We start from the raw sequence: 25,383 nt of genomic DNA, 5'->3' as shown, positions 1-25,383 counted from the left end.
CAGCCCGGGGCCTGCCTGACCGCCATGACCGCCGCCGAAACCCTGACCGAGCGCATCGTCGCCCTTGCGGCCGAACTCGAACCCCAGGTCATCGCCTGGCGCCGCGACCTGCACCAGCATCCCGAGCTCGGCAACCGCGAGTTCCGCACCGCGGCCCTCGTTGCCGAGCATCTGCAGGCCCTGGGCTTCGACGAGGTGCGCACGGGCGTGGCCCACACCGGCGTCGTCGGCCTGCTCAAGGGCGGCAGGCCGGGCGCCGTGGTGGCGCTGCGCGCCGACATGGACGGCCTGCCCGTCACCGAGGAGGTGGACCTGCCCTTCGCGTCCCGGGCGCGCGCGGTCTGGAACGGCGAGGAAGTCGGCGTCATGCATGCCTGCGGCCACGACTGCCACGTCGCCATCCTGATGGGCGTGGCCAGCATCCTGGCCGGGCTGCGCGCCGAGATCCCGGGCAGCGTCAAGTTCATCTTCCAGCCTGCCGAGGAGATGCCGCCCGAGGGCGAGGAGGGCGGCGCGGCGCTGATGATCGCGGAGGGCGCGCTGCAGGCGCCCACGCCCGGCGCCATCTTCGGCCTGCACGTCACGTCGCGCCTGCCGGTCGGCGTCATCGGCTACCGGCCCGGGCCGACCATGGCCAGCAGCGACAAGCTGAAGATCACCGTGCACGGCAGGCAGACCCATGGCGCGGCGCCCTGGCTGGGCGTGGACCCCATCGTCACGTCGGCGCAGATCGTGCTGGGCCTGCAGACCATCGTCAGCCGCAACCTCGACCTGAACCGCGAGCCGGCCGTCGTGACCATCGGCGCGATCAAGGGCGGCGTGCGCGAGAACATCATCCCGGACACGGTCGAGATGCGCGGCACGATCCGCAGCTTCGACGAGGGCATGCGCGACGCCATCCACGAGCGCGTGACCGAACTGGCCGAGGGCATCTCGGGCGCCGCGCGCGCCAGCTGCCGGGTCTGCATCACGAAGAACTACCCCGTCACCGTCAACGACCCGGCGCTGACCGAGCAGATGCTGCCGACGCTGGCCCGCGTGGCCGGCAGCGGGCCGCGGCCCATGGGCCTGGAGCTCGTGCCCAAGGTCACCGGCGCCGAGGACTTCTCCTTCTTCCAGCGCCTGATCCCGGGGCTGTTCTTCTTCGTCGGCGTGACGCCGCCGGACATCGACCCGGCCCAGGCCCATTCCAACCATTCGCCGCGCTTCCTCGTCGACGAGCGCGGGCTGGAGGTCGGCGTGCGGGCGCTGGCCAGTCTGGCGCTGGACTACCTCGCCGCGCTCAGGGGCTGAGCGGCCATCCAGGCGCTGCTGCGCAGCCGCGCGGATTCGCCGCTGTCCTCCATCCGCTGCAGCATGTCGGCCAGGCGCGGCAGCAGCGCGCGATGCCGGCCGTGCAGCAGCGCGAACAGCGGTGCGACATGCAGGGGCGCCGGCAGCCGCGCAAGGCCGGCGAGCTGGGCCGGGTCGATGTCGGGCTCGCCGCTGGCGGCCGTGACGAGCGCGATGTCGACCATGCCGGCGCGCAGCAGGCGCAGCAGCTCCAGGCGGTTGGTCGCCTCCACGCGGTGCGGCAGCCCGGCCAGCAGGCCCTCCAGCAGCACGACGCCGCGCGGATAGCCGATGCGCCAGGGCGCGAGGCCGGCGATCTCGCGCGCGACGCTGGTGCCGCGGCGCACATAGCCGCGCACCTCGACGACGGCCAGCGGCACGGGCACGAGCAGCAGGTCGGGGTGGGCCGCCGCGACGGCGCGAATGCGCAGCGCCTCGCCGTCGAGCTGGCCGAGCTCGGTCATCGGCAGGGAGCGGCGCAGCGGCAGGGGCTCGAAGCGCACCTCCAGGCCGAGGCGCTCGAAGGCACGGCCCAGCAGCGCGCGTGCGCCGGGCGCGAGGCCGCTCTGGTCATTGACGTCGGTGGCGAAGCGCAGCGCCGGGCCGGCGAGCGCGGGGCGCGGCAGGCCTGCCGCCAGCAGCGCCAGCGTCAGCAGTCGCCGTCGATGTCGCGACAGGCCCCGCATCCCGACCTCCAGCCCCCGGCTTCGAAGCCTCCCCGGCTGGGGCCGATATTAGGCCTCAGCTCGGCGCGATGTTCAGGAAAAAGCGCGCCAGCCAGCCGATGGCGTGCGCGTCCGACGTCGCGCCGCGGCCGCGCTGCTCGATGCGCACATTGGCCACCGAGGCCGACGGCACGGCGTTGCCCTGGCCGATCATGCGCGGGTCGACCTGGCCGGAGAAGCGCAGCACGTCGACGTTGCGGTTCACGCCGATCTGCTTCTCGCCGCTGATCATCAGGTGGCCGTTGGGCAGCACCGCCGTGACGACGGCGGTGATGGTGCCGCTGAAGTCGTTGGTGTTCTGGTTGCTGCCCTTGCCCTTGTTGTCGTTGGCCGACGTGGCGCCGGCGCCGGCGCGGCCGAAGGAGTTGGACGAGATGCCGGGCAGGGCCGTCACGCCGGCCGACAGGCTGCCGGTCTTGCTCAGCTCGCTGGTGCTGGTCTGCGTGGCCGAGACCTTCTCGACGATGTGGATGGTCAGCGTGTCGCCCACCAGCCGCGCACGATGGTCCTCGAACAGCGGACGGTAGGCCGCGGCCTGGTAGATGGAGCCGTTGGTGGGCGCCATCGGCGCGACCGGCGGCAGGTCGACGACCGGCGTGTGCGACAGCTCGACCTGGGGCTCGGGGTAGGGCGTGGCGCAGCCGGCGAGCAGGGCGACTGCGGCGAGGATGGCGACGACGGACTTCATGGTGGTGCTCCTCAGATCTGGGCCAGCTTCTGCAGCATCTGGTCGGAGGTTTGCACCGCCTTCGAGTTCAGCTCGTAGGCGCGCTGGGTCTGGATCATCTGCACCAGTTCCTCGACGACGTTGACGTTGGAGGTCTCGACGAAGCCCTGCTGCAGCGCGCCCATGCCGTTGGCGTTGGGCGCGCCGGTGTTGGGCGTGCCGCTGGCGGAGGTCTCGGCGAACAGGTTCTGGCCCTTGGGGTCCAGGCCGGCCGGGTTCACGAAGTTGGCGAGCTGGATCTGGCCCACCGTCTGCGCCGTGGCCTGGCCGGGCAGCGTGATGCTGACGGTGCCGTCGGCGCCGATGGTCAGGCTCTGCGCGTTGGCCGGGATCGTGATGCCGGGCAGCACCGTGTAGCCGTTGCTCGTGACCATCTGGCCGTTGGCATTGAGCTGGAAGCTGCCGTCGCGCGTGTAGGCATTGGTGCCGTCGGGCATCTGGATCTGGAAGAAGCCGTCGCCCTTGACGGCCAGGTCGAGGTTGTTGCTGGTCTGCTGCAGATTGCCCTGGGTGTAGATGCGCGCGGTGGCGACGGGGCGCACGCCCAGGCCCACCTGCAGGCCGGTGGGCAGCGTGGTCTGCTCGGTGCTGTTGGCGCCGGCCTGGCGCAGGTTCTGGTAGATCAGGTCCTCGAAGACGGCGTGCGAGCGCTTGTAGCCGTTGGTGGCGACGTTGGCGAGGTTGTGCGAGATGTTGTCCAGCTGGGTCTGCTGGGCTTCCATGCCCGTCTTGGCGATCCAGAGCGAGCGCATCATGGTCAGGTACTCCCCAAAAGTTTGGCCGATTGCTGGCCTTGGGTCTGGGCAATCTGCAGCAGCTTCATCTGCTGCTCGAACTGGCGGCCCGCGGAGATCATGGCCACCATGGTCTCGACGGGGCTGACGTTGGAGCCCTCGAGGGCGCCGTCCTGCAGCCGGGCGGCCGGGTCGGCGGGCAGGTTGCCCTGGGCGGCGCGGAACAGGCCGTCGTCGCCGCGCGTCAGCGCCGCCTCGGGCGTGACCAGCTTGAGCCGGCCGATATTGGTCGGGCGCTGGTTGGCCGACTTGGCGGTGATGGTGCCGTCGCTGCCGATGTCCAGCGTGCTGTTGGGCGGCACGTTGACGGGGCCGCCGTCGCCCAGCACCGGCATGCCGTTGCGCATGACGAGCAGCCCTTCCGCGTTCACGTCCAGCGAGCCGGCGCGGGTGTAGGCCTCGGTGCCGTCGTTGGCCTGCACGGCCAGCCAGGCCTTGCCCTGCATGGCCACGTCGAGGTTGCGGCCGGTGGCCGTCAGCGGGCCGGGCGCGTCGTTGTAGCCGATGGTGGTCTCGAGCGCATAGGCGCGCGTGGACGCACCGTCGCCGCGCACCGGCACCGCGCGGAAGGCCTGCAGCTCGGCGCGGAAGCCGTTGGTCGTCACGTTGGCGAGGTTGTGCGAAAGCACGTCCTGCCGCTGCATGGCCGCCTTCGCGCCGGCCATCGAGAGGTAGATCATGCGGTCCACGCTTCAGCCCCGCTCGCGATCAGCGCAGGTTGACGATCGTCTGCAGGACCTGATCCTGCGTCTTGATCGTCTGTGCATTGGCCTGGTAGGCGCGCTGCGCCGTGACCATGTTGACGAGCTCGGCCGTCAGGTCGACGTTGCTCTCCTCCAGCGCGCCGGACTGCAGCGAGCCCATGTTGCCGTCGCCCGGCACGCCCACCACGGCGTCGCCCGAGGCTACCGTGCGCACCCAGACGTTGCCGCCCGTGGCCTGCAGGCCCTGCGGGTTGCGGAAGCTGGCCAGCTCGATCTGTCCGGCGGGCTTGCTCTGGCCGTTGGAATAGCGCGCCTGGATGATGCCGTTGTTGGCGACCTGGATGCCGGTGAGCTGGCCGGGGGCGTAGCCGTCCTGGGTCAGGCTGGTCACCGCGAAGCTGCTGCCGTTCTCGGTGGCGCCGGTCATGTTCAGCTGGATGCCGGGGATGGCCAGCGTCGGATAGCCGCGCGCACTCGTGCCGGCCGGCACGCTCATCGCGATGGGGGCGGTGGGTGAAACGGGTGAACCGCCGGTGGCCGGGAACGTGATCTTCGTGTACGGCGTGGTCGGGTTGCCGTTGGCGTCGAGCGGGATCGCCGCCCCCGAGGAGTCGGTGGCGAGGGGGGTGCCGTTGGCCGTTGCGTAGACGTTCCAGACGTCGTTGCCGTTGGCGGCGCTCGCGGCCCGCTGGAAGTAGAAGGTCACGGCGACGTCCTGGCCCTTGGCGTCGTAGACCGTCATCGACGTCGCGTTGTTGTAGGTCGTCGCATCCTTCAGGTTGATGCCGGTGCCCGTGCCACCGCCAGGGGCCGTCGCCTTGACCCGCGAGTCGAGGTTGAATTCCATCTTGACTGCCGTCGTCACGGCCGGCGGGATGCCGCCGGTGGGCAGCAACAGCGGCTGGGCCGTGCCGGGCTGGATGACGCCGGCGCCGTTGGCCGGGTAGCCCAGCAGCTTGAGGCCGTTGTTGTTGACGACGAAGCCGTCCTTGCTGACCTTGAACTGACCGTTGCGGCTGTAGCGCGCCGGGTTCACGCCGTCGCTGACCTGGAAGAAGCCGCCGCCGTTGATGGAGAGGTCCATCGGATTCTCGGTCGTCGTGATGTTGCCCTGCGTGAACTGCTGGGCGACGGACTGCAGCGTGGTACCGATGCCGACCTGGTTGCCGCCCGCGCCGTTCAACGCGGCGGCGTAGACGTCGGCGAACTCGGCCCGCGCATCCTTGAAGCCATAGGTGCCCGAGTTGGCGATGTTGTTGCCGATGACGTCGAGGTTCTTGGACGCGGCGTTGAGCCCGGAGAGGCCTTGCTGGAAGCTCATGGGGGAGTCCTTGCTGTCGTGCGGGGAGGTTTCAGTTGACGGCCGCGACGGCCGTGTAGTCGACGGAGCCCAGGCGGTCGAGGTTGAGCCTCAGCGTGCCGTTCTCGCTGTAGACCGCGTTGACCTTGTCGTAGGCATAGGTCGTCGACGAGACCGGTGCCGTGCCGTTGGTGGCCGTGATGCGGTACCTGACCGCGCTGCCCTCGGCCACCATCGTGCCGGCCTTCCAGCTGAAGGCCTGGCGGCCCGAGCCCTGGGCGCCGAGCTGCTGGGTGTCGATGACGTTGCCGGCCGGCCCGAGGATCTCCAGCTTGACCGCGCTGGCCGCGCCGCCGAGGTCGTAGCTGCCCTCGGCGACGCCGTTGCTCACCTGCAGGCTGTTGCTGGGCACGGCGACCTCGCGGCCCACCAGCGAGACCGACTGCAGGGCCTGCATCCGCCCGAGCTGGGTGCCCAGGCCGGTGATGCTGGTGTTCAGCGTGGACAGGCTCGTCACCTGCTGGATCTGCGCCATCTGGCTCGTCACCTGGGCGTTGTCCATCGGATTCAGCGGATCCTGGTTGTTCATCTGCGCGACGAGCAGCTTCAGGAAGCGGTCCTGGGTGTCGGCGGCGTTCTTCGTCGACGTCGAGCTGGTGCCGGTGCTGCTGCTGCCGTTGAGTGCGGTGACGTCCATGGTGGGCCTTCAGTTCAGCGGTCAGGACTGGCCGAGTTGCAGGGTCTTGAGCAGCAGGCTCTTGGCCGTGCCCATGACTTCGATGTTGTTCTGGTAGGAGCGCGAGGCCGAGATCATGTTGACCATCTCCTCCACCGGGTTCACGTTGGAATAGGTCACATAGCCGTCGGCATCGGCCTGCGGGTGCCTGGGGTCGTGCACGCGGCGGCCGGGCGTCTGGTCCTCGGTGATGTGGGTCACGCGCACGCCGGCGTTGCCGCTGTCGTTGCCCGCGCCCATCAGCGTCGTCTGGAAGACGACCTGGCGCGCCTTGTAGGCCTGGCCGTCCGGGCCGGCCACGGTGTCGGCATTGGCCAGGTTGCTGGCCACCACGTTGAGGCGCTGGCTCTGCGCGCTGACGGCGCTGCCTGAGACGCTGAAGATCTGGAACATCGACATGGCTTACCCCTGGTTCGGCGACTTCATCGCGTCCAGTGCGTTGCGCACCGAGCTGTTGATGAAGCGCAGCGTGGCCTCGTACTTCACCGAGTTGTCGGCGAAGCTGGCGCGCTCGCGGTCCATGTCCACGCCGTTGCTGTCCAGGTTGGTCTGGGCCTGCAGCGCGTAGTCCTTGCCGCTCTCGCCGCGTGCGCCCGCCAGCGGCGCCATGTGGCCGCGCTGCGTGGTGGCCAGCGCGCCCGGCGTGCCGACCTCACCCGTGGCCTCGCGCAGCGCCTGGGCGAAATTGATGTCGCGGGCCCGGTAGCCCGGCGTGTCGGCGTTGGCGATGTTGCTGGCGAGCAGGCGCTGGCGCTCCGCCCGCAGCGTCAGGGCCTGGGTCTGGAAGTTCAGCGTGTCGGTCAGTCGGTTCAGCATGTCGGGCCCCTTGAGTTGCACAGCCGGGGCGGCTCTTGCGCAAATTGTTCTGTCGCGGCCGCCAAAACATGAGCGGGATTAGCGGGTGCAAAGCCGCTCAATTCCAGCCAAGGGCGGCCGGGCGCCGTCCCTAGAGTGGCGGCCATGCTGCGTCGAACCGCCTTCCTGTCGTGCCTGCTGCTGGCCGGCTGGCCCGCCTGCGCGCAGAGCGTGCTCGACCCGGCCCTCGTCGAGCGCGTGCGCCAGCTGACCGAGACGGCCGCCCGCGCCAGCGCGCCGCCCAACACCCGCGTGAGCGTCGAGATCGGCGCGCTGGACGCCCGGCTGCGCCTGGCGCCCTGCCGCCAGGTCCAGCCCTATCTGCCGCCCGGCATGGCCGCCTGGGGCCGGACCCGCATCGGCCTGCGCTGCACCGATGGCGCCGTGCGCTGGAACGTCACGCTGCCCGTGCGCGTGGCCGTCTTCGGCCGCGCCGTCGTCGCCAGCGGCCCGCTGCCGGCCGGCGCGAGCCTGTCTCAAGACCATCTGGCCCTGGCCGATATCGACATCGCGGCCGAACCCGGCGCCGTCTTCGCCGACCCCGCCCAACTGGTGGGGCGCGTGCTGGCCCATCCGCTGGGGGCGGCCGACGCGGTGCGCGCACCGGTGCTCAAGGCCCGCCAGTGGTTTGCGGCCGGCGAGACCGTGCAGGTGCGCGTCGCCGGGGAAGGGTTCGCCGTCGCCTCCGAGGCCCAGGCGCTGGGCGCCGGCATCGAGGGCCAGGACGTCAGGGTGCGGTTCGAGAGCGGCCGCGTCGCCAGCGGCCGGGCGGTGGGCGAGCGCCGCGTGGACCTGTTGCTGTGAAGAATTTGCGACGGATCGCCGGAACTGGCCGGGAAAACCCGCCAATTCCCGCTCAAGAACTTCCGCCGGCGGCCGATACAGGAGGAAACTCCCCTGCAATGCCTGCCGCCGGGGCCCGCCCCGCACCCTGGAGAAGTTCATGAAGATCGGTAACAGCCCCGACGGCATCGCCAGCCCGCCCAAGGCCGAGCGCCGAGCCGAGGCCGCCGCAGCGCCGCCCAGCATTGCCGCGGCGCCGCCCAGCATCGCCGCTGTACGACCCAGCATTGCCGCGGCGCCGCCCAGCGCCCAGGTCGCCATTTCCAGTGCCGCCCAACTGGCCGCCAGCGCCGGCGCCGACGACGGCAGCTTCGACGCCGCCAAGGTCCAGCGCATCTCCCAGGCCATCAGTGAGGGCAAGTTCACGGTCGACGCGGATGCGATTGCCGACAAACTGGTGGCAAATGCGCAAGAATTGCTGAGCGCGCCCGCCAACAAGCATTGATCCCATGACAGCCACCGCCTCGTCCACGCCGCTCGGCCCCGAACTCGAACAGCCACTGCTGGCCGTCGAGGCCGCGCTGAACCAGCTGGGCGACGCGCTGGCCCGCCGTGACGCCGCCGCCATCGAGCAGCATGCGGCCGAACTGCATCAGCACCTGGCCCGCGCCGTGCAGAGCTTCGGCGAAGCCGCCCGCACCGGCAGCGTGCCGGCCGCGCTGCGCAACCGCCTCGTGCGTGCCGGCGGCCTGCTTGCCGCCCAGCGCGAGACGCTGGCCCGCGGCAACGCCTCGCTGGACCGTGCGCTGGACGTGCTGATCCCGAGCGAGCCGACCGGCCTCTACGGTGCCGGCGGCAAGGCCGAGCGCCGCGGCCTTGGCGGCGGCAGCTTCACGGCCTGATACGGGTTTGCAATCAAAGTGATAACAAGGCGCGAAGCCGCAGACAGTGCTTTGGCACGGCAAGGCGAAGCAACGCAGTGAGCGCTTTGATTGCGAAGCCGTATAAGTGGTCTTCTGACCCATGCAGCCACCTTCGGGTGGCTTTTTTGTGGCCGCTCAGCGCGTCGCCGCGCGGCGCACCTTGTCGAGGTAGGCGTGGCCGTCCGGCGGCAGGCTGCTGCGCTGCGACGCCCAGATCATCTCGCCCAGCGCCTCCATCGCGACATGGTGGGCCTCGTGGCGGGAATTGCGCCTCGCGGCCAGCAGGTCGATGGCCTGGCGGATGCCCGAGGGCTGGTCGATCGCGTGCTGCTCCGTGATCGTCAGGTGCATGGACAGGTGCAGGAAGGGGTTGGTGCGGCCTTCCTCGACCGTGTAGACCTTTTCCAGCGCCTGCGCCTCGTCGGCAAGGTCGTCGTGGTATTCCGGGTGCTCGGCGATCCAGTCCGCGGCCAGGGCCTCCATCGGGATCAGCGGGGCGCCCTCGCGCCACTTGCGGTAGGTGGCGCAGAAGAAGCGCCGGACTTCGAGCTGGGAGGGGGCGAACATGGCGCGATTGTCGCCGCCGGGCCGGCCAGGGCCTCGGCCTTCATGGCGCGGGGGCGCCGTCCTGCCTGTCCCAGCCGGCGCGCTGGGCCCGGCGATGGCCCTCCTCGGCGGCGCGCTCGGCGGCGATGAGCTGGTCGAACTGCTGCAGGCCCAGCTTGGCGGCGGCGATCAGCGCGCTCTCGTCGCGCTGCAGCGGCACCATGGTTTCGAGCAGTTCGAGGTTGTGGCGCCTGAAGCGCAGCGCCTGGCGGCGCGCGGCGTGGGGCTCAACGCCGGTCAGCTCCAGCACGCTGCGGGCGCTCAGCAGCGCGGACTCGAAGGTCTCGCGCTCGATGTGGCTGACGCCCAGCTCGCGCAGCTGGTAGTAGTGCTGCACATTGCGCGCGCGGGCCACGATGGCGAGCTGCGGGAAATGCTCGCGCGCCAGCGTGGCGAGCTCCACGCTCTGGCCGATGTCGTCGATGGCGATGACGAGGATGCGCGCGCTCGCCGCGCCGGCGCTCTTGAGCAGGTCCAGCCGCGTCGCGTCGCCGTAGTGGACCGTCCAGCCGAAGCGGCGCAGGCTCTCAATGGCCTCGGCGTCGTGGTCGAGCACGGTGGCATGCAGGCCGCTGGCGCGCAGCAGCCGGCCGATGACCTGGCCGTAGCGGCCGCTGCCGGCGATGAGGATGGGCGCGGGCGGCGGCGGCGCCTCCTCGCGCTTGCGCTGCCGGCCCAGGCGGGCGAGCTTCTGCGACATCAGCCGGTCGCCGCCGGTCAGCAGCAGCGGCGTCAGCGCGAGCGACAGCGCGATGGCCGCGACCAGGGCCGAGTTCTGGGCCGCGTCGATCATGCCCTCGCCCTGCGCGAGCTGGAACACGACGAAGCCGAACTCGCCGCCCTGGGCCAGCAGGATGACGAAGGCCGGGCGCTCGACGAGGGGGATCTTCATGGCCCTGGACATCAGCACCAGCACGAAGATCTTGCAGGCCAGCAGCGCCGCCAGCACGGCCGCGACGAAGCCCGGCCGGGCGGCCACGGCCTTCAGGTCCAGCCCCATGCCGACGGCGATGAAGAACAGGCCCAGCAGCAGGCCCTTGAAGGGCTCCAGGTCGGTCTCCAGCTCGCGGCGGTATTCGCTCTCGGCCAGCAGCACGCCGGCCAGGAAGGCGCCCAGCGCCATGGACAGGCCGACGAGCTGCATCAGCGCCGCCGTGCCCAGCACCAGCAGCAGGGCCGCGGCCGTGAAGATCTCGGGCGTCTTGCTGTGGGCGATCCAGCGCAGCGCGGGGCGCAGCAGCAGCCGTCCGCCGAAGATGATGGTCACGATGGCGCCCACCGCCTTGGCCGCGGCCAGCCAGGTGCGGCCGTCGCCGTCGTCGTGCGCGCCGCTGAGCGCCAGCACCGGCACCAGGGCCAGCACCGGGATGGCCGCGATGTCCTGCAGCAGCGCGACCGACAGGATGCTCTCGCCCGCCGTCGTGCGGCCCAGGTTGCGCTCGGCCATCACCGCGAGCGCGACGGCAGTGGACGACATCGCCAGGCCCAGGCCGACCACCAGCGACAGCCGCCACGGGTGGCCGGTGGCGATGCCCACGGCCGTCAGCACCGCCGCGCAGCCCAGCAGCTGCACGCTGCCCCAGCCGAAGATGGGCCGGCGCATGGCCCACAGCCGCTTGGGCTCCAGTTCCAGGCCGACGAGGAAAAGCATCAGCACGACGCCCAGCTCGGCGACCTCGGGGATGGCCGTGCTCTCGGGCACCAGGCCCAGCACCGCGGGGCCGACAGCCAGGCCCGCGACGAGATAGCCCAGGATGGCGCCCAGCCGCAGATAGCGCGCCAGCGGCACGGCCAGCACGGCGGCGGCCAGCAGGACGAGGGGCAGTTGCAGCCAGTGGGCCTGGCTCATGCTGCGCCTCCGGCCTCGAACTCCGTGAACATCGGCGGCCTCTCGTCCAGCGCCACGGCCTCTTCGTCGCCGACCTCGGGCGCGGCCAGGGACCGGCACCAGTCGGGGTAGTGCTGCAGCCGCTTCACGAACAGCCGGGCGTGCGCGTCGAGCTCGGCCTCGGTTGCGCGATGGGCCGCATGCAGGATCTGCGGCGGCAGACAGTGCATGCCGCAGGTCTTGGCGGACTGCTGGTAGGGCAGCAGGAATTCGCCGATGGCATGGTGGTTGTGGCCGGCTTCGGAATAGGCCTCGCCGCCGCCACCGGTGGAGGCCACCAGCCAGAAGTCCTTGCCGTGCAGGGCCGTGCCGCCGGGGCCGTAGGCCCAGCCCAGGCGCAGCACGTCGTCCAGCCAGAGCTTCTGCAGCGCCGGCATGCTGTACCAGTAGATGGGGTGAAGCATCACCACCAGCCTGGCGGCCTGCAGTGCGCGCTGCTCGGCCTCGACGTGGATGTGGAAGTCCGGGTAGAGGCGGTAGAGGTCGCGCAGCTCGACGCGGGCGGCGGCGGGCGAGGCGCGCAGCGCACGCAGCAGGGTCTGCGTGACCTGGGAGCGCGCCAGGTCGGGGTGGGCGGCGAGGACGAGGATGTCGCGGGGGCTACTTTCGGGCATGGGGGGCTAGGGTAACGTCCCCGCGTTTCAGCTCCACCCTCGTCTGCCCCGATGCGCCTCTTCGACACCCTTGCCGACCTTCAACCCCTGGTGGGCCAATCCTTGGGGCACAGCGACTGGATCACGGTCGACCAGCCCCGCGTCAATGCGTTCGCCGAAGCAACCGAGGACAGGCAGTGGATCCACACCGACCCCGAGCGCGCCCAGGCCGGGCCTTTCGGCGGCCCGATCGCGCATGGCTTCCTGACGCTGTCGCTGATCCCCTATTTCTTCGAAACCGGCTTCTCGGTGCGCGAAACGCGCATGGTCGTCAACTACGGCCTCAACAAGGTGCGCTTCACGGCGCCGGTGCCGGTGGGCAGCCGGCTGCGCGCGGCCTTCAGGCTGCTGGCGCTGGACGAGGTGGCGGGCGGCGCCACGCAGCTGACGGTGGAGGTGTCCATCGAGCGCGAGGGCGCGGACAAGCCGGTGTGCGTGGCCGAGAGCCTGGCTCGGCACTATCGTTGAACCCGGTCCCTGCAGCTCAGGTCGGCGTGTAGGCCAGCCGGACGTAGATCGGCGCGAAGGCCTCGGCCTGCGTGATCTCCAGCAGGCGCTCGCGCGCCAGCTCCAGCATCGCGATGAAGGTGACGACGAGCACGGCCTGGCCGCGCGTCACGTCGAACAGCTGCTCGAACTCGACGAAGCGCCGGCCCTGCAGCCGGCGCAGCACGATGCTCATGTGCTCGCGCACCGACAGCTGCTCGCGGCTGATCCGGTGGTGCTGGTTGAGCTTGGCGCGCTTGAGGATGTCCAGCCAGGCGTCACGCAGGTCGGCAGTGGAGACGTCGGGGAAGCTGGGCGTCAGCGACTGCTCGATGTGGATCTGCGCGCGCAGGAAGTCGCGGCCCAGCAGCGGCAGGCGGTCCAGCCGGGCGGCGGCCAGCTTCATCTGCTCGTACTCCAGCAGGCGCCGCACCAGCTCGGCGCGCGGGTCCTCGACCTCCTTGCCGTCCTCGCTCTTCTTGGGCGGCAGCAGCATGCGTGACTTGATCTCGATGAGCATCGCCGCCATCAGCAGGTATTCGCTGGCCAGTTCGAGGTTGTGCCGGCGGATCTGCTCGACATAGCTCAGGTACTGGCGCGTCACGTCGGCCAGCGGGATGTCGAGGATGTTGAAGTTCTGCTTGCGGATCAGGTAGAGCAGCAGGTCCAGCGGGCCCTGGAAGGCTTCCAGGAAGACCTCCAGCGCATCCGGCGGGATGTAGAGGTCCAGCGGCATCTGGAACAGCGGCTCGCCGTACAGGCGAGCGACGGCGACCGTGTCGACCGTCTCGGGCAGGTCGGACTCGGCCTGGCTGGGCTCGTCGGCCACGGCCGTCGTCACGGCTTACTTGTTGTCCGTCTGGTAGACGTAGGGCTTCTGGGGCACGCGGGCCTGGTCGAAGCCGGCCTGGGCGGCGCGGTCCTGGTCGCGGTCCCACAGCAGCGCACGGCCGGCGCGCTGCTCGGCCTCCAGCGTCGGGCGCTGGGCCTTGAGCTGGTCGATGAATTGGGTGACTTCGGACTTGTAGGGCTTCCAGAACAGCGGCATGGCGGGTCTCGCAGGGGGGGCTCAGGATTTTAGTTCGCCTAAAGAGGGCACGATGCCGGTCTCGCCCAGCTCGTCGGCCAGGCCGGAGCGCTGCAGCAGGCTCAGCGGCTGCAGGTTCACGTTGGCGAGGATGAGGGCGGTGTCGCGCTTGAGCAGCGCGCGGTGCAGCTCGCGCAGCGCCTCCATGCCCGAGGTGTCCATGACGACGAGGCGGTGCATCTCGAGCACGACGGCCCGCGTGCCCGCCGGCAGCTGCTCGGGCAGGGGTTCGAGCTTGCCGACGGCACCGAAGAACAGCGCGCCGTAGAGCTCGTAGGCGGCGACGCCGTCCGGCAAGGGTTGGTCCTCGACGCGCTTGAGCGTAAAAAGCTGGCCCATGCGCCAGACGAAGAAGACGCAGGAGGTCACGAGGCCGACCTCGACGGCCACGGTCAGGTCGGTGACGACCGTCAGCACGAAGGTGCCGATGAGCAGCGTGCGGTAGGTCAGGTTGAAGCGCCGCAGCCGCGCGAACTCGTGCCATTCGGCCATGTTCCAGGCGACGACGAGCAGGATGCCCGCCAGCGCCGCCAGCGGCACGTGCACGGCCAGCGGCGCGGCCACGAGCAGGATGCCGAGCAGCGTCAGCGCGTGCACGATGCCGGCCACCGGGCCGGTCGCGCCGGCGCGGATGTTGGTGACGGTGCGCGCAATCGTGCCGGTGGCGGGCAGGCCGCCGAACAGCGGCGCCGCGAGGTTGGCGAGGCCCTGGGCCATCAGCTCCTGGTTGGGGTCGTGGCGCGGCAGCTCGGGCGTCAGCTTGTCGGCGACGCGGGCGCAGAGCAGGGATTCGATGGCGCCCAGCAGGGCCAGCGTCAGCGTCGGGATGACGAGCTGCTGCATGCCGGACCAGCTCATGTCCGGCCAGGCCGGCGCCGGCAGCGTCTGCGGGATGCCGCCGAAGCGGCTGCCGATGGTCTCCAGCGGCAGCTGCAGCAGGGCCGTCGCCGTGGTGGCGCCGACCAGGGCGATGACGGTGGAGGGCAGCAGGGCCAGCCAGCGGCGGATGCCGGCGAGCGGCTTGTCCTGCACGATGTTCCTGGGCCAGAACAGCACCAGGGCCATGCAGGCGGCGGCCATCGCCGGCGCGACGGGGTTGAGGCTGCCGATGTGCTCTCGCAGCGCGGCGATCTGGCCGAAGAAGTCGGCCGGCATCTTCTCGATGCGCAGGCCGAGGAAGTCTTTCAGCTGTGCGAGCGCGATCAGCACCGCGATCCCGTTGGTGAAGCCGGTGACGATGGCCACCGGGATGTAGCGCACCAGCACGCCCAGGCGCAGCGCGCCCATCGCGAACAGCAGCACGCCCGCGCCCATCGTCGCCAGCAGCAGATTGGCCAGGCCGTGGCGCTGCAGGATGCCATAGACCACGACGATGAAGGCGCCGGCAGGCCCGCCGATCTGCACGCTGGAGCCGCCCAACACCGAGATCAGGAAGCCGGCGACGATGGCCGTGGCCAGGCCCTGCTCGGGGCGCAGGCCGGAGGCGATCGCAAAGGCGAGGGCCAGGGGCAGGGCGACGATGCCGACCGTCAGGCCGGCGCCGATGTCAGCGAGCAGGCGCTCGCGCGAGTAGCCCGCGAGCAGCTCGAGGCTGCGCGGGCGGAAGGGCTGGAGTCGGGGCAGCGGCATGGGACCTCCGAAGGTGCAAAAGCGACGCGGTGGGCGTCGCCTTCGGAGGTCCGCAGTGGTAGCGCTCGGCGATGAAGCGCCGACGCCGAGTCATGCCTCGAAGGCCGAGCAGCGAGCAGGGCGTCGCTCGGCACATGGGGTCAGCGCACCCGCATGCCCGGCTGCGCGCCGGTGTGGGGCTCGAGCACGAAGATGCCGGGGTTGGCCTTTTCGTCGGCATGGCTGGCGGCCAGCACCATGCCCTCGCTGATGCCGAACTTCATCTTGCGCGGCGCGAGGTTGGCGACCAGCACGGTCAGCTTGCCTTCCAGGTCCTCTGGCCTGTAGGCGGCCTTGATGCCGCTGAAGACGTTACGGGTCTTGCCTTCGCCGGCGTCCAGCGTCAGGCGCAGCAGCTTGTCCGAGCCCTCGACATGCTCGGCCTTGACGATCTTGGCGATGCGCAGGTCGACCTTGGCGAAGTCGTCGATCTTGATCTCGGGCGCGATGTCTTCACCGCCCGGGACGAGCTTGGGCGCGGGCGGGGCCTCGAACAGCTGTTCGACCTTGGCGAGGTCCACGCGCTGCATCAGGTGCTGGTAGGCGCCGATCCGGTGGGCGCCGAGGGCGCGGGCGCTGTCGCTCCACCGCAGCGGCTCGACCTTCAGGAAGGCCTCGACCTGGGCGCTGAGTGCCGGCAGCACGGGCTTGAGGTAGATCGTCAGCAGGCGGAAGGCCTCGATGCAGACGCTGCAGACGTCGTGCAGGGCCGCGTCCATGCCTTCCTGCTTGGCCAGCTCCCAGGGCTTGTTCTGGTCGACGAACTCGTTGACCTTGTCGGCCAGGGCCATGATCTCGCGCAGGGCCTTGCCGAACTCGCGGGTCTCGTAGAGCTCGGCGATGGCGGCGCTTTGCGCACGCAGCGCGTCCAGCAGCGTGAGGCCTTCCACGCCGAGGTCGGCGCTGAGCCTGCCGTCGAAACGCTTGGTCAGGAAGCCGGCCGCGCGCGACGCGATGTTGATGAACTTGCCGACCAGGTCGCTGTTGACGCGGGCGACGAAGTCCTCGGGGTTGAAGTCGATGTCCTCGACGCGGTTGTTCAGCTTGGCGGCGATGTAATAGCGCAGCCACTCGGCGTTCAGGCCCAGGCTCAGGTATTTCAGCGGATCCAGGCCGGTGCCGCGGCTCTTGCTCATCTTCTCGCCGCCGTTGACGGTCATGAAGCCGTGCACGAAGACGTGGTTGGGGGTCTTGCGGCCGCTGAAGTGCAGCATGGCCGGCCAGAACAGCGTGTGGAAATAGGTGATGTCCTTGCCGATGAAGTGCACCTGCTCCACGGACTCGTCGGCCATGAAGGCGTCGAAATCCTTGTCGATCTTGCCGAAGTAGTTCTTCAGCGAGGCCAGGTAGCCGATGGGCGCGTCCAGCCAGACGTAGAAGTATTTGCCCGGTGCGTCGGGGATCTCGATGCCGAAGTAGGGCGCATCGCGGCTGATGTCCCAGTCGCTGAGGCGGTTGTTGCCTTCCTCGTCGGGCTCGAACCACTCGCGGATCTTGTTCAGCACCTCGGGCTGCAGGCGGCCGGGCTCCTGGGTCCACTGGGTCAGGAAGTCGACGCAGCGCGGGTCGCTCAAGCGGAAGAAGTAGTGCTCGCTGGTCTTCAGCACCGGCGTCGCGCCGGACAGCACCGAGTAGGGGTTCTTCAGCTCGGTGGGCGCGTAGACCGCGCCGCAGACCTCGCAGGAGTCGCCGTACTGGTCCTTGGCGCCGCACTTGGGACATTCGCCCTTGATGAAGCGGTCCGGCAGGAACATGGACTTGGCCGGGTCGAAGAACTGCTCGATGGTCTTCGTCGAGATCAGCTCGTTATGGCGCAGCGCGAGGTAGACGGCCTTGGACAGCTCGTGGTTCTCGGCGCCGTCGGTGGAGTGCCAGTTGTCGAAGCTGATGTGGAAGCCGTCGAGGTATTGCCTGCGGCCGGCCGCGATGCCGGCGACGAAGTCCTGCGGCGTCTTCCCGGCCTTCTCGGCCGCGATCATGATCGGCGCGCCGTGGGCGTCGTCCGCGCAGACGAAGTGCACCTGCGAACCCGCCATGCGCTGGTAGCGAACCCAGATGTCGGCCTGGGTGTACTCCATGATGTGGCCGATGTGGAAACCGGCGTTCGCATAGGGCAGGGCGGTGGTGACGAAGAGCTGGCGGGTCATGGAGACGGCGGAACGGGGGAAACGGCGGATTTTAGGTTTGCGGCTCGGCCGGGTTGGTCTCGCCGGTCGTCGGCGCGGTATCGGCCTCGGCCTCGGTGCCGTCCGGCGCGGACTCGTCGGCCGGCTTGCCGCTCAGCTTGCGCTGGCGTTTTTCCTCGGCCTTGCGTTTCTTGGCCAGCTCGCGCTGGCGTTTCTCGTAGCTGTAGTTCGGCGTGGCCAAGGGCTTTTCTCCTGGGGCGCCCGCAAGGCCGCGGGCAGCGCCCAATGTAACCCGCCCATCCCGGCGGCATGCGGCCGCACTTGGCGGCGAAAGCTATAGAACGCATCAAGGAAGCGGGCTAAGTCACTGATCCGTAATGCTTCGGCAAGCTATCCACCGAGTCTGTGGAAAACTTTGTGGAGAACCCCCCTCCATCGCGGCCAAGCCCTTGTGCGATGCGGCTCCGCTTAGGTTGCTGAATTTTTGGGCAGTGGTGAGCGGGCTATATGAATCAACCACTTAGCGCGATGGCCGGGGATGTGCAAGCGGTGTCAGGGCTCAGGGTTCAAAACGCTTGACGCCTGCCAGATATGGGGATAAGTCAAGCCACGACGTGCGGATGTCACGCGTCTGGACGACAGCGCGACATGGTTTGTCCCCGTCAACTGTGGACAAGTCTGTGGGCCGGCTGACGACAGCGGCGCTAAGTGCCTGATCGGCCATTGGCGGCGCTGGCCTGCCCGTTTTTTGGGCGGCCTGCCCGGCGCTTTCGGGGCAGTCCCCGAGAAGTCGATCCGGGGCCGGCGGCTAAACTCGCGGCCTTTTGAACGGGCGGCGGCGGGGCAATGGCGGAGACGACGAGGGACAGCGGCGGGCGCAACAAGGGCGCAGCGCGCGCCGGCGCTTTCGAACTGAAGTCGCGCCGCTTCAGCCTGCTGGGCCTGGTGCTGCACAGCGCCGACATGGCGGAACTCGCGGCCGACTGGGCCGAGCGGGCCGGCCAGGGCGGCTTCGGGCATGAGCCCGTCGTCATCGACCTGAGCGGCGTGCAGCGCGCGCCGGCCGCGCCCGCCGAGGGCCAGGCCGCGCTGGCGCTGGACGGCCCGGCGCCGGTCGACCTCAGGGCCATCGTCGAACTGCTGCGCGCCAGCCAGCTGCAGCCCGTGGCCGTGGCGGGCGCGACGGCCGAGGAACTGGCCCTGGCCCATGAACTCGGGCTGGCCGACGCGGCCGACGAGCCGGCCACCGAACGCGCCGTGCAGGCGGCGCCTGCCGAGACCGTGCGCGAGGTGGTGCGCGAGATCACCGTCGAGAAGATCATCGAGAAACCGGCCGCGCCGGCGCCGACGCTGGTCATCGACAAGCCGCTGCGCTCGGGCCAGCAGGTCTATGCCAAGGGCGGCGACCTCGTCGTGCTGGCCGTCGTCAGCCACGGCGCCGAGGTCATCGCCGACGGCAGCATCCACGTCTATGCGCCGCTGCGCGGCAAGGCGATTGCCGGCGCGCGCGGCGACACCTCGGCGCGCATCTACACCCAGAGCCTGGAAGCCGAACTGCTGGCCATCGCGGGCATCTACCGCACCGCCGAGAACCCGCTGCCCGCCGACGTGGCGGGCAAGCCGGCCCAGGTCCATCTCCAGGGCGAGAAGCTGCTGCTGCAGCCCCTCACCTGAACGCCATTCACAGCAAGGAAACACCCAGATGACCAAGATCGTCGTCGTCACCTCCGGCAAGGGCGGGGTCGGCAAGACCACCACCAGCGCGAGCTTCGCCACCGGCCTCGCGATGCGCGGCCACAAGACCTGCGTCATCGACTTCGACGTGGGCCTGCGCAACCTCGACCTCATCATGGGCGTCGAGCGCCGCGTCGTGTACGACCTCATCAACGTCATCAACGACGAGATCAAGCTGACCCAGGCCCTCATCAAGGACAAGCAGCTCGACAAGCTCTTCATCCTGGCCGCCTCGCAGACGCGCGACAAGGACGCGCTGAAGCAGGAAGGCGTCGAGCGCGTGCTGGGCGAGCTCAAGGCGATGGAGTTCGACTACATCGTCTGCGACTCGCCGGCCGGCATCGAGACCGGCGCGCTGATGGCCATGCATTACGCCGACGAGGCCCTGGTCGTGACCAACCCCGAGGTCTCGTCGGTGCGCGACAGCGACCGCATCCTCGGCATGCTGAGCAGCAAGACCCGGCGCGCCATCGAGGGCAAGGAGCCCGTGAAGGAGCATCTGCTCATCACGCGCTACAACCCCAACCGCGTCGAGGGCGGCCAGATGCTGAGCCTGGACGACATCCACGAGATCCTGCGCACGCCGCTGATCGGCGTCATCCCCGAGAGCGAGAGCGTGCTGCAGGCCTCCAACCAGGGCACGCCGGCCATCCACCTGCAGGGCACCGATGTGGCCGAGGCCTACAAGGACGTCGTCGCGCGCTTCCTCGGCGAAGACAAGCCGATGCGCTTCACCGAGGCCGTGAAGCCGGGCTGGTTCAAGCGCGTCTTCGGGGCGAAGTAAGGAGGCCGAACGATGGGATTCCTGAACTTCTTCCTCGGCGAAAAGAAGAGCTCGGCCAGCGTCGCCAAGGAGCGGCTGCAGCTCATCCTCGCGCACGAGCGCAACGGCCGCAGCGCCAGCCCCGACTACCTGCCGCAGCTGCAGCGCGAACTGGTGGCCGTCATCAGCAAATACGTGTCGATCAACCCCGACGACATCAAGGTCCACATGGAGCGCCAGGGCGATCTGGAGGTGCTCGAAGTCAAGATCGAACTGCCGGAGCCTGGCGGTCGCTAAACCCTGGCGGCGCGGGCCTGCTCGCGCCGCATGAACAGGTAGAGACCCTCGACCTTGGCGCGCGCCCACGGCGTCTTGCGCAGGAACTTCAGGCTCGACGACACGCTGGGGTCGATGCGAAAGCACTTGATCTCGATGCGCTGGCCGAGTTCTGTCCAACCGAAATGTTCGACCAGCGCGTTCACGATGGTCTCCAGCGTCATGCCGTGCAGCGGGTCTTTGGGCGTCGTGTTCATTCGTGCGTGAACTGGTCCGAGTTCCTGCCCTTGAACTGGGCGTAGTAGCGCTTGATGGCCGCCATGTCGGCGTCGACGTCGCCCGTCGGCGTGAACAGCGGCCCCAGGCCGACCAGCTTGCGCGGGTAGTCCATGTAGGCCATGACGATGGGCAGCTTGGCCGTGACGGCGATCCAGTAGAAGCCCGTCTTCCAGTAGATCGTCCGGCTGCGCGTGCCCTCGGGCGGCACGATGAGCTGCACCGGCCCGTCGGCCGCCTGCAGCGCCTCGGCCGATGCGGCGACGAGGTTGCTGGACTTGCTGCGGTCCACCGGAATGCCGCCGAGGAAGCGCATCAGCGCGCCGAACGGGAAGCTGAAGATGGACGCCTTGCCCATCCAATAGGGCGTCAGGCGCAGCGCGAACGCGGCGAAGAGGGTGTAGGGCAGGTCCCAGTTGCTGGTGTGCGGGGCAGCGATGAAGACGCTCTTGCGCGCCTCGGGCGGCAGCCGGCCCTGCACGGTCCAGCCGGCCAGCCTGAGCCAGGCGAGCGAGACACCGCGCAGCAGCGTGCTGACCCCGGGTGTCGTGAAGATGGTGCGATGCATGGCCGCGATTGTCTCGTCGCGCCGGCCTGCCTCAATCTGAGGCAGCGCAAGAAAAGCCTTGTTGAGCCAAGCACTTGGCGCTTCCGCCCGCAGGCTGTTCACGGGTTTGTCCACAGCGGCTGTGGATGGCTCACAGCCATTGCAGCGTCAGGTCGCTGCGCGGCTCGGCCACGCAGGGCAGGATGAAGCCTTCGGCCTTTTCCTCGACCGACAGGCCCGGCCATTCGATGCGGTGCTCCACGCGGCCTTCGACCAGGCGCGCGATGCAGGTGCGGCAGGTTCCGTTGCGGCAGGACCAGGGCAGCGCGATGCCCGCCGCCAGGCCGGCCAGCATCAGCGGCTGGTCGGCCGCGCAGTCGAAGCTCTCGCCGCCGGGCCGCAGGGTCACGCGGAATGAATCTGTCTCGGACATGACCGACATCATGCCGCCGCGCCGTTAGCATGCGCGCGCCGATCCGCAAGATCGGCAGCGTTCTCAGGGCGGGGTGGAAGTCCCCACCGGCGGTATGTGCGCAAGCACGAGCCCGCGAGCGCCTTGGCCACTGCGCTGGCCAGGGGTCAGCAGACCTGGTGCGAAGCCAGGGCCGACGGTCACAGTCCGGATGAAAGAGATCGCGTCGCAGCGGTGCTTGCCTTCACGAGGCCAGGCACCGCTGCTGCGTGCGCTTGCCCTGATTCTGGCAAAACCGTCTTTCAAGAGGACACCATGAATCAGACCCTCACCACTCCCGCTCAACCGCCCCGCGTGGCCATCGTGGCCGCCAGCTGGCACAAGGACATCGTCGGCGTCGCCGTCTCGGCCATCCGCCATGAGTTCGACCGATGTCGGATTCCGGCGGAACAGGTCACCGTCATCGACGTGCCCGGCGCCTTCGAGATCCCGCTGCATGCCAGACGCCTCGCGCGCACGGGGCGCTTCGATGCCGTCATCGCCTGCGGCCTCGTCGTGGACGGCGGCATCTACCGTCACGACTTCGTCGGACAGGCCGTCATCAGCGCGCTGATGCAGGTGCAGCTGGAGACCGACGTGCCGGTGTTCTCCGCGGTGCTGACGCCGCACCACTTCCACGAGCACGGCGAGCACAAGCGCTTCTTCGCCGAGCACTTCTCGACCAAGGGCGTGGAGGTGGCGCGCGCCTGCCTCGCGACAATAGCGAGCCTGGACAGCCTGGATGCGCTGACCGCCTGACCTCGCTCCCGGCGCGGCTCCACCATGGCGCCGCGTCCTTCTTTCATCCCATTCGCATGCTTGCCGCCCGCTACCTCGCCGGCTATCCCCCCGAACTCATCCAGCAGGCCGAGCAGCTGCGCCTGGACGGCCGCCTGGCCGAGCACCTCGCGCGCCGCCTGCCCGAGTGCCACGAGGTGCGCAGCGACGGCGCGCTGTTCGACTATGTGCAGGCGCTGAAGACCCGCCATCTGCGCAACGCCGGCCCGCTGAACTTCGTCGGGTTTGATGCCAAGCTGCGTGTGCTGCAGCAGGCCCTGGGCACGCACACGCGCCGCACGCAGGTGCAGGGCGCAAAGCTGAAGATGCGCCGCGAGATCCGTGTCGCAACGCTGTTCAGGGAGGCACCCGCCGCGCTGCTGCGCATGATCGTCGTGCACGAGCTGGCCCATCTGCGCGAGCTGGACCACAACAAGGCCTTCTACCAGCTCTGCCAGCACATGGAGCCGGACTACTTCCAGCTCGAATTCGACCTGCGGCTGTATCTGATGAACATGGAGAACCCGCAGTGATCCTGTTGGCGCCCATGGAAGGGCTGCTGGATCACATCCTGCGCGACGTGCTGACCCGCGTCGGCGGCGTGGACCGTTGCGTCAGCGAGTTCATCCGCGTGACCGACCAGCTGCTGCCCAGCCGCGTGTTCACGCGCATCGTGCCGGAGCTGAAGACCGGCGGGCGCACGGCGGCCGGCGTGCCGGTGCATCCGCAGCTGCTGGGCTCCGATGTGCAATGCCTGGCCGAGAACGCCGCGCGCCTGGCCGAGCTGAGGCCCGAGGGCATCGACCTGAACTTCGGCTGCCCGGCCAAGTGCGTGAACCGCCACCGCGGCGGCGCCGTGCTGCTGGACGAGCCCGAGCTGATCCACGCCATCGTCGCCGCCGTGCGCCGCGCGGTGCCGGCCGACGTGATGGTGTCGGCCAAGATGCGCCTGGGCTATATGGACACGAGCAAGACGCTGGACGTGGCCCGCGCCATCCATGCGGCCGGCGGCAGCGAGATCGTCGTGCACGCCCGCACCAAGGCCGATGGCTACAAGCCGCCGGCCTATTGGGAGCGCATCGCCGCCGTGCGCGAGGCCGTGCCCATCACCGTCGTCGCCAACGGCGAGATCTGGACCGTCGAGCATGCCGGGCTGGCGCGCGAGCGCAGCGGCTGCGAGCACCTGATGCTGGGCCGCGGCATGGTGGCCGACCCCGGCCTCGCGCTGCGCGTGGCCGGCGCACGCGCCACGCCCGTGCCCTGGCGCGAGCTGCTGCCGCTGATGCAGATCTTTTTCGACCAGGTGCGCGCCACCGTCGCGCCGCGGCACCAGGGCGGGCGGCTCAAGCAGTGGCTGCACTACCTGAAGCGGGCCTACCCCGAGGCCGAAGCGGCCCATGCGGCGCTGCGCACCGTCAATGTCGCGGACGAACTGGCGCGGCGGCTGTTCGCCGAGTGAAGAGCGCCGCCGCGCGCGGGTCAGAACGATTCCCAGGTGAGCTCGTCGGCCGCGGCGCGCTTTGCCGGGCGGCGTACTGCCGGCAGCGGTGCGGGCGGCGCCACGGCGGCCTTCACCGCTGCCGGCGCGGCCACCGGCCTGGGCTTGGCGGCGCCGGCGGATTCGAGGCGGAAGGCCGCCACGGCCTCGGCCAGGGCCTGGGCCTGCTGGGCCAGGCTGCTGGCCGCCGCGGCGCTTTCCTCGACGAGGGCCGCGTTCTGCTGGGTGACCTGGTCCATCTGCGTGACGGCGGTGTTGACCTGCATGATGCCGTTGCTCTGCTCGTCGGCGGTGCCGGCGATCTCGCGGATCAGGTCGTTGACCTTGCCCACCTGCGCGACGATGTCCTGCATCGCCTGGCCGGCCTCGGCGACCTGGCGGCTGCCGGCCTCCACCTTGTCGGCGCTGTTGCCGATCAGGGCCTTGATCTCCTTGGCCGCCTCGGCGCTGCGCTGGGCCAGCACTCGCACCTCGCTGGCCACGACGGCGAAGCCGCGGCCCTGCTCGCCCGCGCGGGCCGCCTCCACGGCCGCGTTCAGCGCCAGGATATTGGTCTGGAAGGCGATGCCGTCGATGGTGCCGATGATCTCGACGATCCTGCGGCTGCTCGCGCTGATCTCGTCCATCGTGCCGACGACCTGGCTGACGACCGCGCCGCCGTGGCCGGCGGCCATGCTGGCGTTGGCCGCCAGGCCGCTGGCCGCGCGGGCCGCGTCGGCGTTCTGGCGCACGGTGGCCGTGAGCTGCTCCATCGAGCTGGCGGTCTCCTGCAGGCTGGAGGCCTGCTGCTCGGTGCGGCTGGACAGGTCCTGGTTGCCGGCCGCGATCTGGCCGGAGGCCGTGGAGACGGAGTCGACGCCGGCGCGCACGTCGCCGACGACGCGGCGCAGCGCGCCGACCGTGTCCGCCAGCGCGCGCTGCAGCTCGCCCAGCTCGTCGCCGCGGTCCGTCGCGACCTTGACGGTGAGGTCACCGCCGGCCACGGTCCTGAGGGCGGCCACGACCCGGGCAACCGGCCGCGTGACGGAGCGGGTCACGATGACGCCGGCCGCGACGGCCAGGGCCAGGCCCAGCAACGCGCCGCCGATCAGCAGCCTGGTGACCTTGTCGACGGTGGCGATGGTGGATTCGCCCGATTCGTGCATCAGGCGCTCCTGGAAGGCGACCAATTCGTTCAGGCCCTTCTGGTAGCTCTGCTGGCGCGGGCGCAGCTTCTCCAGCAGCAGGCTCTTGGCGGCGGCCGTGTCGCCGGCCTGCACCAGCCGCACGAGGTCGTCCAGTTCCGCGACGAAGCCGGTCCGCTCCTGCATCACCTTCTCGAACAGCAAGCGGGCTTCGGGCTTGTTCAGCCGGCTTCGCAGATCCTCGTAGGTTTTTGCGAGATGCTCGCGCGAGGTCCGGATTCTTACGATCCCCTGCTCGCGCTCGGCGCTCGAGTCCATGATGACGAGGTTGCGCGCGAGGCGGGCCTGCAGGTTCACGCCGTCGGTGATGTCGGCGAGGATCCTGACCTTCGCATAGCGGTCGTGCAGCACGGCGTCCATGTCGGCCCGCACGTTGGCCAGGCCCAGCCACCCGGCCGCGGCCAGCAGGATCATCAGCAGCGCCACGAGGGCGAAGGCGACACCCAGTCGGGTGCCGATGCGCAGGTTCTTCATTGCGATCACG

At 69.8% G+C, this 25,383-nt stretch carries 31 protein-coding genes and 1 riboswitch; of the genes, 11 read left to right on the top strand and 20 right to left on the bottom strand.

Annotated features, from left to right (window positions below):
* Positions 1-24: 24 nt before the first annotated feature.
* Entirely contained in the window at positions 25-1,293 is a 1,269-nt protein-coding gene (locus NYP07_RS17610; RefSeq protein WP_268152760.1) for an amidohydrolase, read from the top strand.
* Here the strand turns inward: NYP07_RS17610 and NYP07_RS17605 are convergent.
* The 8 genes from NYP07_RS17605 to flgB are packed head-to-tail and all read right to left on the bottom strand — an operon-like array spanning position 1,269 to position 7,134.
* Positions 1,269-2,018 (bottom strand): hypothetical protein, encoded by a 750-nt coding sequence (locus NYP07_RS17605; RefSeq protein ID WP_268152759.1) that lies wholly within the window; start codon positions 2,016-2,018, stop codon positions 1,269-1,271. The genes NYP07_RS17610 and NYP07_RS17605 overlap by 25 nt on opposite strands.
* Positions 2,019-2,073: 55 nt before the next feature.
* Complete coding sequence (locus tag NYP07_RS17600; protein ID WP_268152758.1) at positions 2,074-2,745, bottom strand: flagellar basal body L-ring protein FlgH; 672 nt, start codon at positions 2,743-2,745, stop codon at positions 2,074-2,076.
* Positions 2,746-2,756: 11 nt separating this feature from the next.
* Positions 2,757-3,539, bottom strand: coding sequence for a flagellar basal-body rod protein FlgG (flgG, locus tag NYP07_RS17595; protein WP_268152756.1), 783 nt, complete (start codon positions 3,537-3,539; stop codon positions 2,757-2,759).
* A gap of 2 nt (positions 3,540-3,541) precedes the next feature.
* Positions 3,542-4,267 (bottom strand): flagellar basal-body rod protein FlgF, encoded by a 726-nt coding sequence (gene flgF, locus NYP07_RS17590; protein WP_268152754.1) that lies wholly within the window; start codon positions 4,265-4,267, stop codon positions 3,542-3,544.
* A 19-nt stretch (positions 4,268-4,286) separates the two neighbouring features.
* On the bottom strand, positions 4,287-5,603 hold the full coding sequence (gene flgE, locus NYP07_RS17585; RefSeq protein ID WP_268152751.1) for a flagellar hook protein FlgE: 1,317 nt from the start codon (positions 5,601-5,603) through the stop codon (positions 4,287-4,289).
* 31 nt (positions 5,604-5,634) lie between these two features.
* Positions 5,635-6,279: a flagellar hook assembly protein FlgD gene (locus NYP07_RS17580; protein ID WP_268152749.1), complete on the bottom strand. Its 645-nt coding sequence runs from the start codon at positions 6,277-6,279 to the stop codon at positions 5,635-5,637.
* 21 nt (positions 6,280-6,300) lie between these two features.
* Positions 6,301-6,717, bottom strand: coding sequence for a flagellar basal body rod protein FlgC (gene flgC / locus NYP07_RS17575; protein ID WP_268152747.1), 417 nt, complete (start codon positions 6,715-6,717; stop codon positions 6,301-6,303).
* A 3-nt stretch (positions 6,718-6,720) separates the two neighbouring features.
* Positions 6,721-7,134, bottom strand: coding sequence for a flagellar basal body rod protein FlgB (gene flgB / locus NYP07_RS17570; RefSeq protein WP_268152746.1), 414 nt, complete (start codon positions 7,132-7,134; stop codon positions 6,721-6,723).
* Between the two features lie 144 nt (positions 7,135-7,278).
* On the opposite strand from flgB, the gene flgA reads away from it, so the two are divergent.
* The 3 genes from flgA (at position 7,279) to NYP07_RS17555 (ending at position 8,858) form a co-directional block, all read left to right on the top strand.
* Positions 7,279-7,977 carry a flagellar basal body P-ring formation chaperone FlgA gene (flgA, locus tag NYP07_RS17565; RefSeq protein ID WP_268152743.1) on the top strand — a complete coding sequence of 233 codons (699 nt, stop codon included), beginning with the start codon at positions 7,279-7,281 and terminating at the stop codon, positions 7,975-7,977.
* 139 nt (positions 7,978-8,116) lie between these two features.
* On the top strand, positions 8,117-8,461 hold the full coding sequence (gene flgM, locus NYP07_RS17560; protein ID WP_268152741.1) for a flagellar biosynthesis anti-sigma factor FlgM: 345 nt from the start codon (positions 8,117-8,119) through the stop codon (positions 8,459-8,461).
* 4 nt (positions 8,462-8,465) lie between these two features.
* The gene (locus NYP07_RS17555) at positions 8,466-8,858 is read left to right on the top strand and encodes a hypothetical protein (RefSeq protein WP_268152739.1); all 393 of its coding nucleotides are present in this window, start codon (positions 8,466-8,468) and stop codon (positions 8,856-8,858) included.
* Positions 8,859-9,014: 156 nt separating this feature from the next.
* Here the strand turns inward: NYP07_RS17555 and NYP07_RS17550 are convergent, their stop codons facing one another.
* From NYP07_RS17550 to kefF, 3 genes are read right to left on the bottom strand one after another with little or no spacing between them, the layout of a single operon-like run.
* The gene (locus NYP07_RS17550) at positions 9,015-9,446 is read right to left on the bottom strand and encodes a DUF1841 family protein (protein WP_268152737.1); all 432 of its coding nucleotides are present in this window, start codon (positions 9,444-9,446) and stop codon (positions 9,015-9,017) included.
* 40 nt (positions 9,447-9,486) lie between these two features.
* Positions 9,487-11,334 (bottom strand): glutathione-regulated potassium-efflux system protein KefC, encoded by a 1,848-nt coding sequence (gene kefC, locus NYP07_RS17545; RefSeq protein WP_268152735.1) that lies wholly within the window; start codon positions 11,332-11,334, stop codon positions 9,487-9,489.
* Positions 11,331-11,987 carry a glutathione-regulated potassium-efflux system oxidoreductase KefF gene (gene kefF, locus NYP07_RS17540; protein ID WP_268152733.1) on the bottom strand — a complete coding sequence of 219 codons (657 nt, stop codon included), beginning with the start codon at positions 11,985-11,987 and terminating at the stop codon, positions 11,331-11,333. The genes kefC and kefF overlap by 4 nt, the downstream gene beginning before the upstream one ends.
* 51 nt (positions 11,988-12,038) lie before the next feature.
* On the opposite strand from kefF, the gene NYP07_RS17535 reads away from it, so the two are divergent.
* Entirely contained in the window at positions 12,039-12,494 is a 456-nt protein-coding gene (locus NYP07_RS17535; protein ID WP_268152731.1) for a MaoC family dehydratase, read from the top strand.
* Positions 12,495-12,510: 16 nt separating this feature from the next.
* Here NYP07_RS17535 and NYP07_RS17530 read toward each other — a convergent pair whose 3' ends face one another.
* From NYP07_RS17530 to NYP07_RS17510, 5 genes are all read right to left on the bottom strand, one after another.
* Complete coding sequence (locus NYP07_RS17530) at positions 12,511-13,353, bottom strand: segregation and condensation protein A (RefSeq protein ID WP_268152730.1); 843 nt, start codon at positions 13,351-13,353, stop codon at positions 12,511-12,513.
* A gap of 3 nt (positions 13,354-13,356) precedes the next feature.
* Complete coding sequence (locus NYP07_RS17525; RefSeq protein WP_268152728.1) at positions 13,357-13,560, bottom strand: DUF3460 family protein; 204 nt, start codon at positions 13,558-13,560, stop codon at positions 13,357-13,359.
* 21 nt (positions 13,561-13,581) lie between these two features.
* Positions 13,582-15,228: a SulP family inorganic anion transporter gene (locus NYP07_RS17520; RefSeq protein WP_268152726.1), complete on the bottom strand. Its 1,647-nt coding sequence runs from the start codon at positions 15,226-15,228 to the stop codon at positions 13,582-13,584.
* A gap of 140 nt (positions 15,229-15,368) precedes the next feature.
* The gene (gene metG, locus NYP07_RS17515) at positions 15,369-17,414 is read right to left on the bottom strand and encodes a methionine--tRNA ligase (RefSeq protein WP_268152724.1); all 2,046 of its coding nucleotides are present in this window, start codon (positions 17,412-17,414) and stop codon (positions 15,369-15,371) included.
* A 31-nt stretch (positions 17,415-17,445) separates the two neighbouring features.
* A complete protein-coding gene (locus NYP07_RS17510; RefSeq protein WP_268152722.1) occupies positions 17,446-17,634 on the bottom strand; it encodes a hypothetical protein in 189 nt (62 codons plus the stop codon).
* Positions 17,635-18,239: 605 nt separating this feature from the next.
* Here NYP07_RS17510 and minC point away from each other — a divergent pair.
* The 3 genes from minC to minE are packed head-to-tail and all read left to right on the top strand — an operon-like array spanning position 18,240 to position 20,187.
* Positions 18,240-19,067 carry a septum site-determining protein MinC gene (minC, locus tag NYP07_RS17505; protein WP_268152720.1) on the top strand — a complete coding sequence of 276 codons (828 nt, stop codon included), beginning with the start codon at positions 18,240-18,242 and terminating at the stop codon, positions 19,065-19,067.
* 28 nt (positions 19,068-19,095) lie between these two features.
* Complete coding sequence (minD, locus tag NYP07_RS17500) at positions 19,096-19,911, top strand: septum site-determining protein MinD (protein ID WP_268152718.1); 816 nt, start codon at positions 19,096-19,098, stop codon at positions 19,909-19,911.
* 12 nt (positions 19,912-19,923) lie between these two features.
* Positions 19,924-20,187: a cell division topological specificity factor MinE gene (gene minE, locus NYP07_RS17495; protein ID WP_268152716.1), complete on the top strand. Its 264-nt coding sequence runs from the start codon at positions 19,924-19,926 to the stop codon at positions 20,185-20,187.
* Here minE and NYP07_RS17490 read toward each other — a convergent pair.
* The 3 genes from NYP07_RS17490 to NYP07_RS17480 form a co-directional block, all read right to left on the bottom strand.
* Positions 20,184-20,423 (bottom strand): VF530 family protein, encoded by a 240-nt coding sequence (locus NYP07_RS17490; protein WP_268152714.1) that lies wholly within the window; start codon positions 20,421-20,423, stop codon positions 20,184-20,186. The genes minE and NYP07_RS17490 overlap by 4 nt on opposite strands.
* Positions 20,420-21,010 (bottom strand): 1-acyl-sn-glycerol-3-phosphate acyltransferase, encoded by a 591-nt coding sequence (locus tag NYP07_RS17485; protein WP_268152713.1) that lies wholly within the window; start codon positions 21,008-21,010, stop codon positions 20,420-20,422. The genes NYP07_RS17490 and NYP07_RS17485 overlap by 4 nt, the downstream gene beginning before the upstream one ends.
* A gap of 130 nt (positions 21,011-21,140) precedes the next feature.
* Entirely contained in the window at positions 21,141-21,422 is a 282-nt protein-coding gene (locus NYP07_RS17480) for a 2Fe-2S iron-sulfur cluster-binding protein (RefSeq protein ID WP_268152711.1), read from the bottom strand.
* A gap of 55 nt (positions 21,423-21,477) precedes the next feature.
* Positions 21,478-21,628: riboswitch (FMN riboswitch) on the top strand.
* Positions 21,629-21,716: 88 nt separating this feature from the next.
* On the opposite strand from NYP07_RS17480, the gene NYP07_RS17475 reads away from it, so the two are divergent.
* The 3 genes from NYP07_RS17475 to NYP07_RS17465 are packed head-to-tail and all read left to right on the top strand — an operon-like array spanning position 21,717 to position 23,676.
* Positions 21,717-22,199 (top strand): 6,7-dimethyl-8-ribityllumazine synthase, encoded by a 483-nt coding sequence (locus NYP07_RS17475; RefSeq protein WP_268152709.1) that lies wholly within the window; start codon positions 21,717-21,719, stop codon positions 22,197-22,199.
* A gap of 56 nt (positions 22,200-22,255) precedes the next feature.
* A complete protein-coding gene (locus NYP07_RS17470; protein WP_268152707.1) occupies positions 22,256-22,750 on the top strand; it encodes a M48 metallopeptidase family protein in 495 nt (164 codons plus the stop codon).
* A gap of 14 nt (positions 22,751-22,764) precedes the next feature.
* Positions 22,765-23,676, top strand: coding sequence for a tRNA dihydrouridine synthase (locus NYP07_RS17465; RefSeq protein WP_268152842.1), 912 nt, complete (start codon positions 22,765-22,767; stop codon positions 23,674-23,676).
* Positions 23,677-23,696: 20 nt separating this feature from the next.
* Here the strand turns inward: NYP07_RS17465 and NYP07_RS23965 are convergent, their stop codons facing one another.
* Positions 23,697-25,373 (bottom strand): methyl-accepting chemotaxis protein, encoded by a 1,677-nt coding sequence (locus NYP07_RS23965; protein WP_276597505.1) that lies wholly within the window; start codon positions 25,371-25,373, stop codon positions 23,697-23,699.
* Between the last annotated feature and the right edge of the window lie 10 nt (positions 25,374-25,383).

The organism is Pelomonas aquatica, from assembly GCF_026712205.1.
GTDB lineage: Bacteria > Pseudomonadota > Gammaproteobacteria > Burkholderiales > Burkholderiaceae_C > Pelomonas > Pelomonas aquatica.
Note: the sequence above shows the minus strand (reverse complement) of the source record. Positions and strands in the feature narration are given on the sequence as shown.

Coding starts and splice junctions, on each gene's coding strand:
- NYP07_RS17610 (WP_268152760.1), top strand. CDS start 25: ATGACCGCCGCCGAAACCCTGACCGAGCGCATCGTCGCCCTTGCGGCC.
- NYP07_RS17605 (WP_268152759.1), bottom strand. CDS start 2,018: ATGCGGGGCCTGTCGCGACATCGACGGCGACTGCTGACGCTGGCGCTG.
- NYP07_RS17600 (WP_268152758.1), bottom strand. CDS start 2,745: ATGAAGTCCGTCGTCGCCATCCTCGCCGCAGTCGCCCTGCTCGCCGGC.
- flgG (WP_268152756.1), bottom strand. CDS start 3,539: ATGATGCGCTCGCTCTGGATCGCCAAGACGGGCATGGAAGCCCAGCAG.
- flgE (WP_268152751.1), bottom strand. CDS start 5,603: ATGAGCTTCCAGCAAGGCCTCTCCGGGCTCAACGCCGCGTCCAAGAAC.
- NYP07_RS17580 (WP_268152749.1), bottom strand. CDS start 6,279: ATGGACGTCACCGCACTCAACGGCAGCAGCAGCACCGGCACCAGCTCG.
- flgC (WP_268152747.1), bottom strand. CDS start 6,717: ATGTCGATGTTCCAGATCTTCAGCGTCTCAGGCAGCGCCGTCAGCGCG.
- flgB (WP_268152746.1), bottom strand. CDS start 7,134: ATGCTGAACCGACTGACCGACACGCTGAACTTCCAGACCCAGGCCCTG.
- flgA (WP_268152743.1), top strand. CDS start 7,279: ATGCTGCGTCGAACCGCCTTCCTGTCGTGCCTGCTGCTGGCCGGCTGG.
- flgM (WP_268152741.1), top strand. CDS start 8,117: ATGAAGATCGGTAACAGCCCCGACGGCATCGCCAGCCCGCCCAAGGCC.
- NYP07_RS17555 (WP_268152739.1), top strand. CDS start 8,466: ATGACAGCCACCGCCTCGTCCACGCCGCTCGGCCCCGAACTCGAACAG.
- NYP07_RS17550 (WP_268152737.1), bottom strand. CDS start 9,446: ATGTTCGCCCCCTCCCAGCTCGAAGTCCGGCGCTTCTTCTGCGCCACC.
- kefC (WP_268152735.1), bottom strand. CDS start 11,334: ATGAGCCAGGCCCACTGGCTGCAACTGCCCCTCGTCCTGCTGGCCGCC.
- kefF (WP_268152733.1), bottom strand. CDS start 11,987: ATGCCCGAAAGTAGCCCCCGCGACATCCTCGTCCTCGCCGCCCACCCC.
- NYP07_RS17535 (WP_268152731.1), top strand. CDS start 12,039: ATGCGCCTCTTCGACACCCTTGCCGACCTTCAACCCCTGGTGGGCCAA.
- NYP07_RS17525 (WP_268152728.1), bottom strand. CDS start 13,560: ATGCCGCTGTTCTGGAAGCCCTACAAGTCCGAAGTCACCCAATTCATC.
- NYP07_RS17520 (WP_268152726.1), bottom strand. CDS start 15,228: ATGCCGCTGCCCCGACTCCAGCCCTTCCGCCCGCGCAGCCTCGAGCTG.
- metG (WP_268152724.1), bottom strand. CDS start 17,414: ATGACCCGCCAGCTCTTCGTCACCACCGCCCTGCCCTATGCGAACGCC.
- minC (WP_268152720.1), top strand. CDS start 18,240: ATGGCGGAGACGACGAGGGACAGCGGCGGGCGCAACAAGGGCGCAGCG.
- minD (WP_268152718.1), top strand. CDS start 19,096: ATGACCAAGATCGTCGTCGTCACCTCCGGCAAGGGCGGGGTCGGCAAG.
- minE (WP_268152716.1), top strand. CDS start 19,924: ATGGGATTCCTGAACTTCTTCCTCGGCGAAAAGAAGAGCTCGGCCAGC.
- NYP07_RS17490 (WP_268152714.1), bottom strand. CDS start 20,423: ATGAACACGACGCCCAAAGACCCGCTGCACGGCATGACGCTGGAGACC.
- NYP07_RS17485 (WP_268152713.1), bottom strand. CDS start 21,010: ATGCATCGCACCATCTTCACGACACCCGGGGTCAGCACGCTGCTGCGC.
- NYP07_RS17480 (WP_268152711.1), bottom strand. CDS start 21,422: ATGTCCGAGACAGATTCATTCCGCGTGACCCTGCGGCCCGGCGGCGAG.
- NYP07_RS17475 (WP_268152709.1), top strand. CDS start 21,717: ATGAATCAGACCCTCACCACTCCCGCTCAACCGCCCCGCGTGGCCATC.
- NYP07_RS17470 (WP_268152707.1), top strand. CDS start 22,256: ATGCTTGCCGCCCGCTACCTCGCCGGCTATCCCCCCGAACTCATCCAG.
- NYP07_RS17465 (WP_268152842.1), top strand. CDS start 22,765: ATGGAAGGGCTGCTGGATCACATCCTGCGCGACGTGCTGACCCGCGTC.
- NYP07_RS23965 (WP_276597505.1), bottom strand. CDS start 25,373: ATGAAGAACCTGCGCATCGGCACCCGACTGGGTGTCGCCTTCGCCCTC.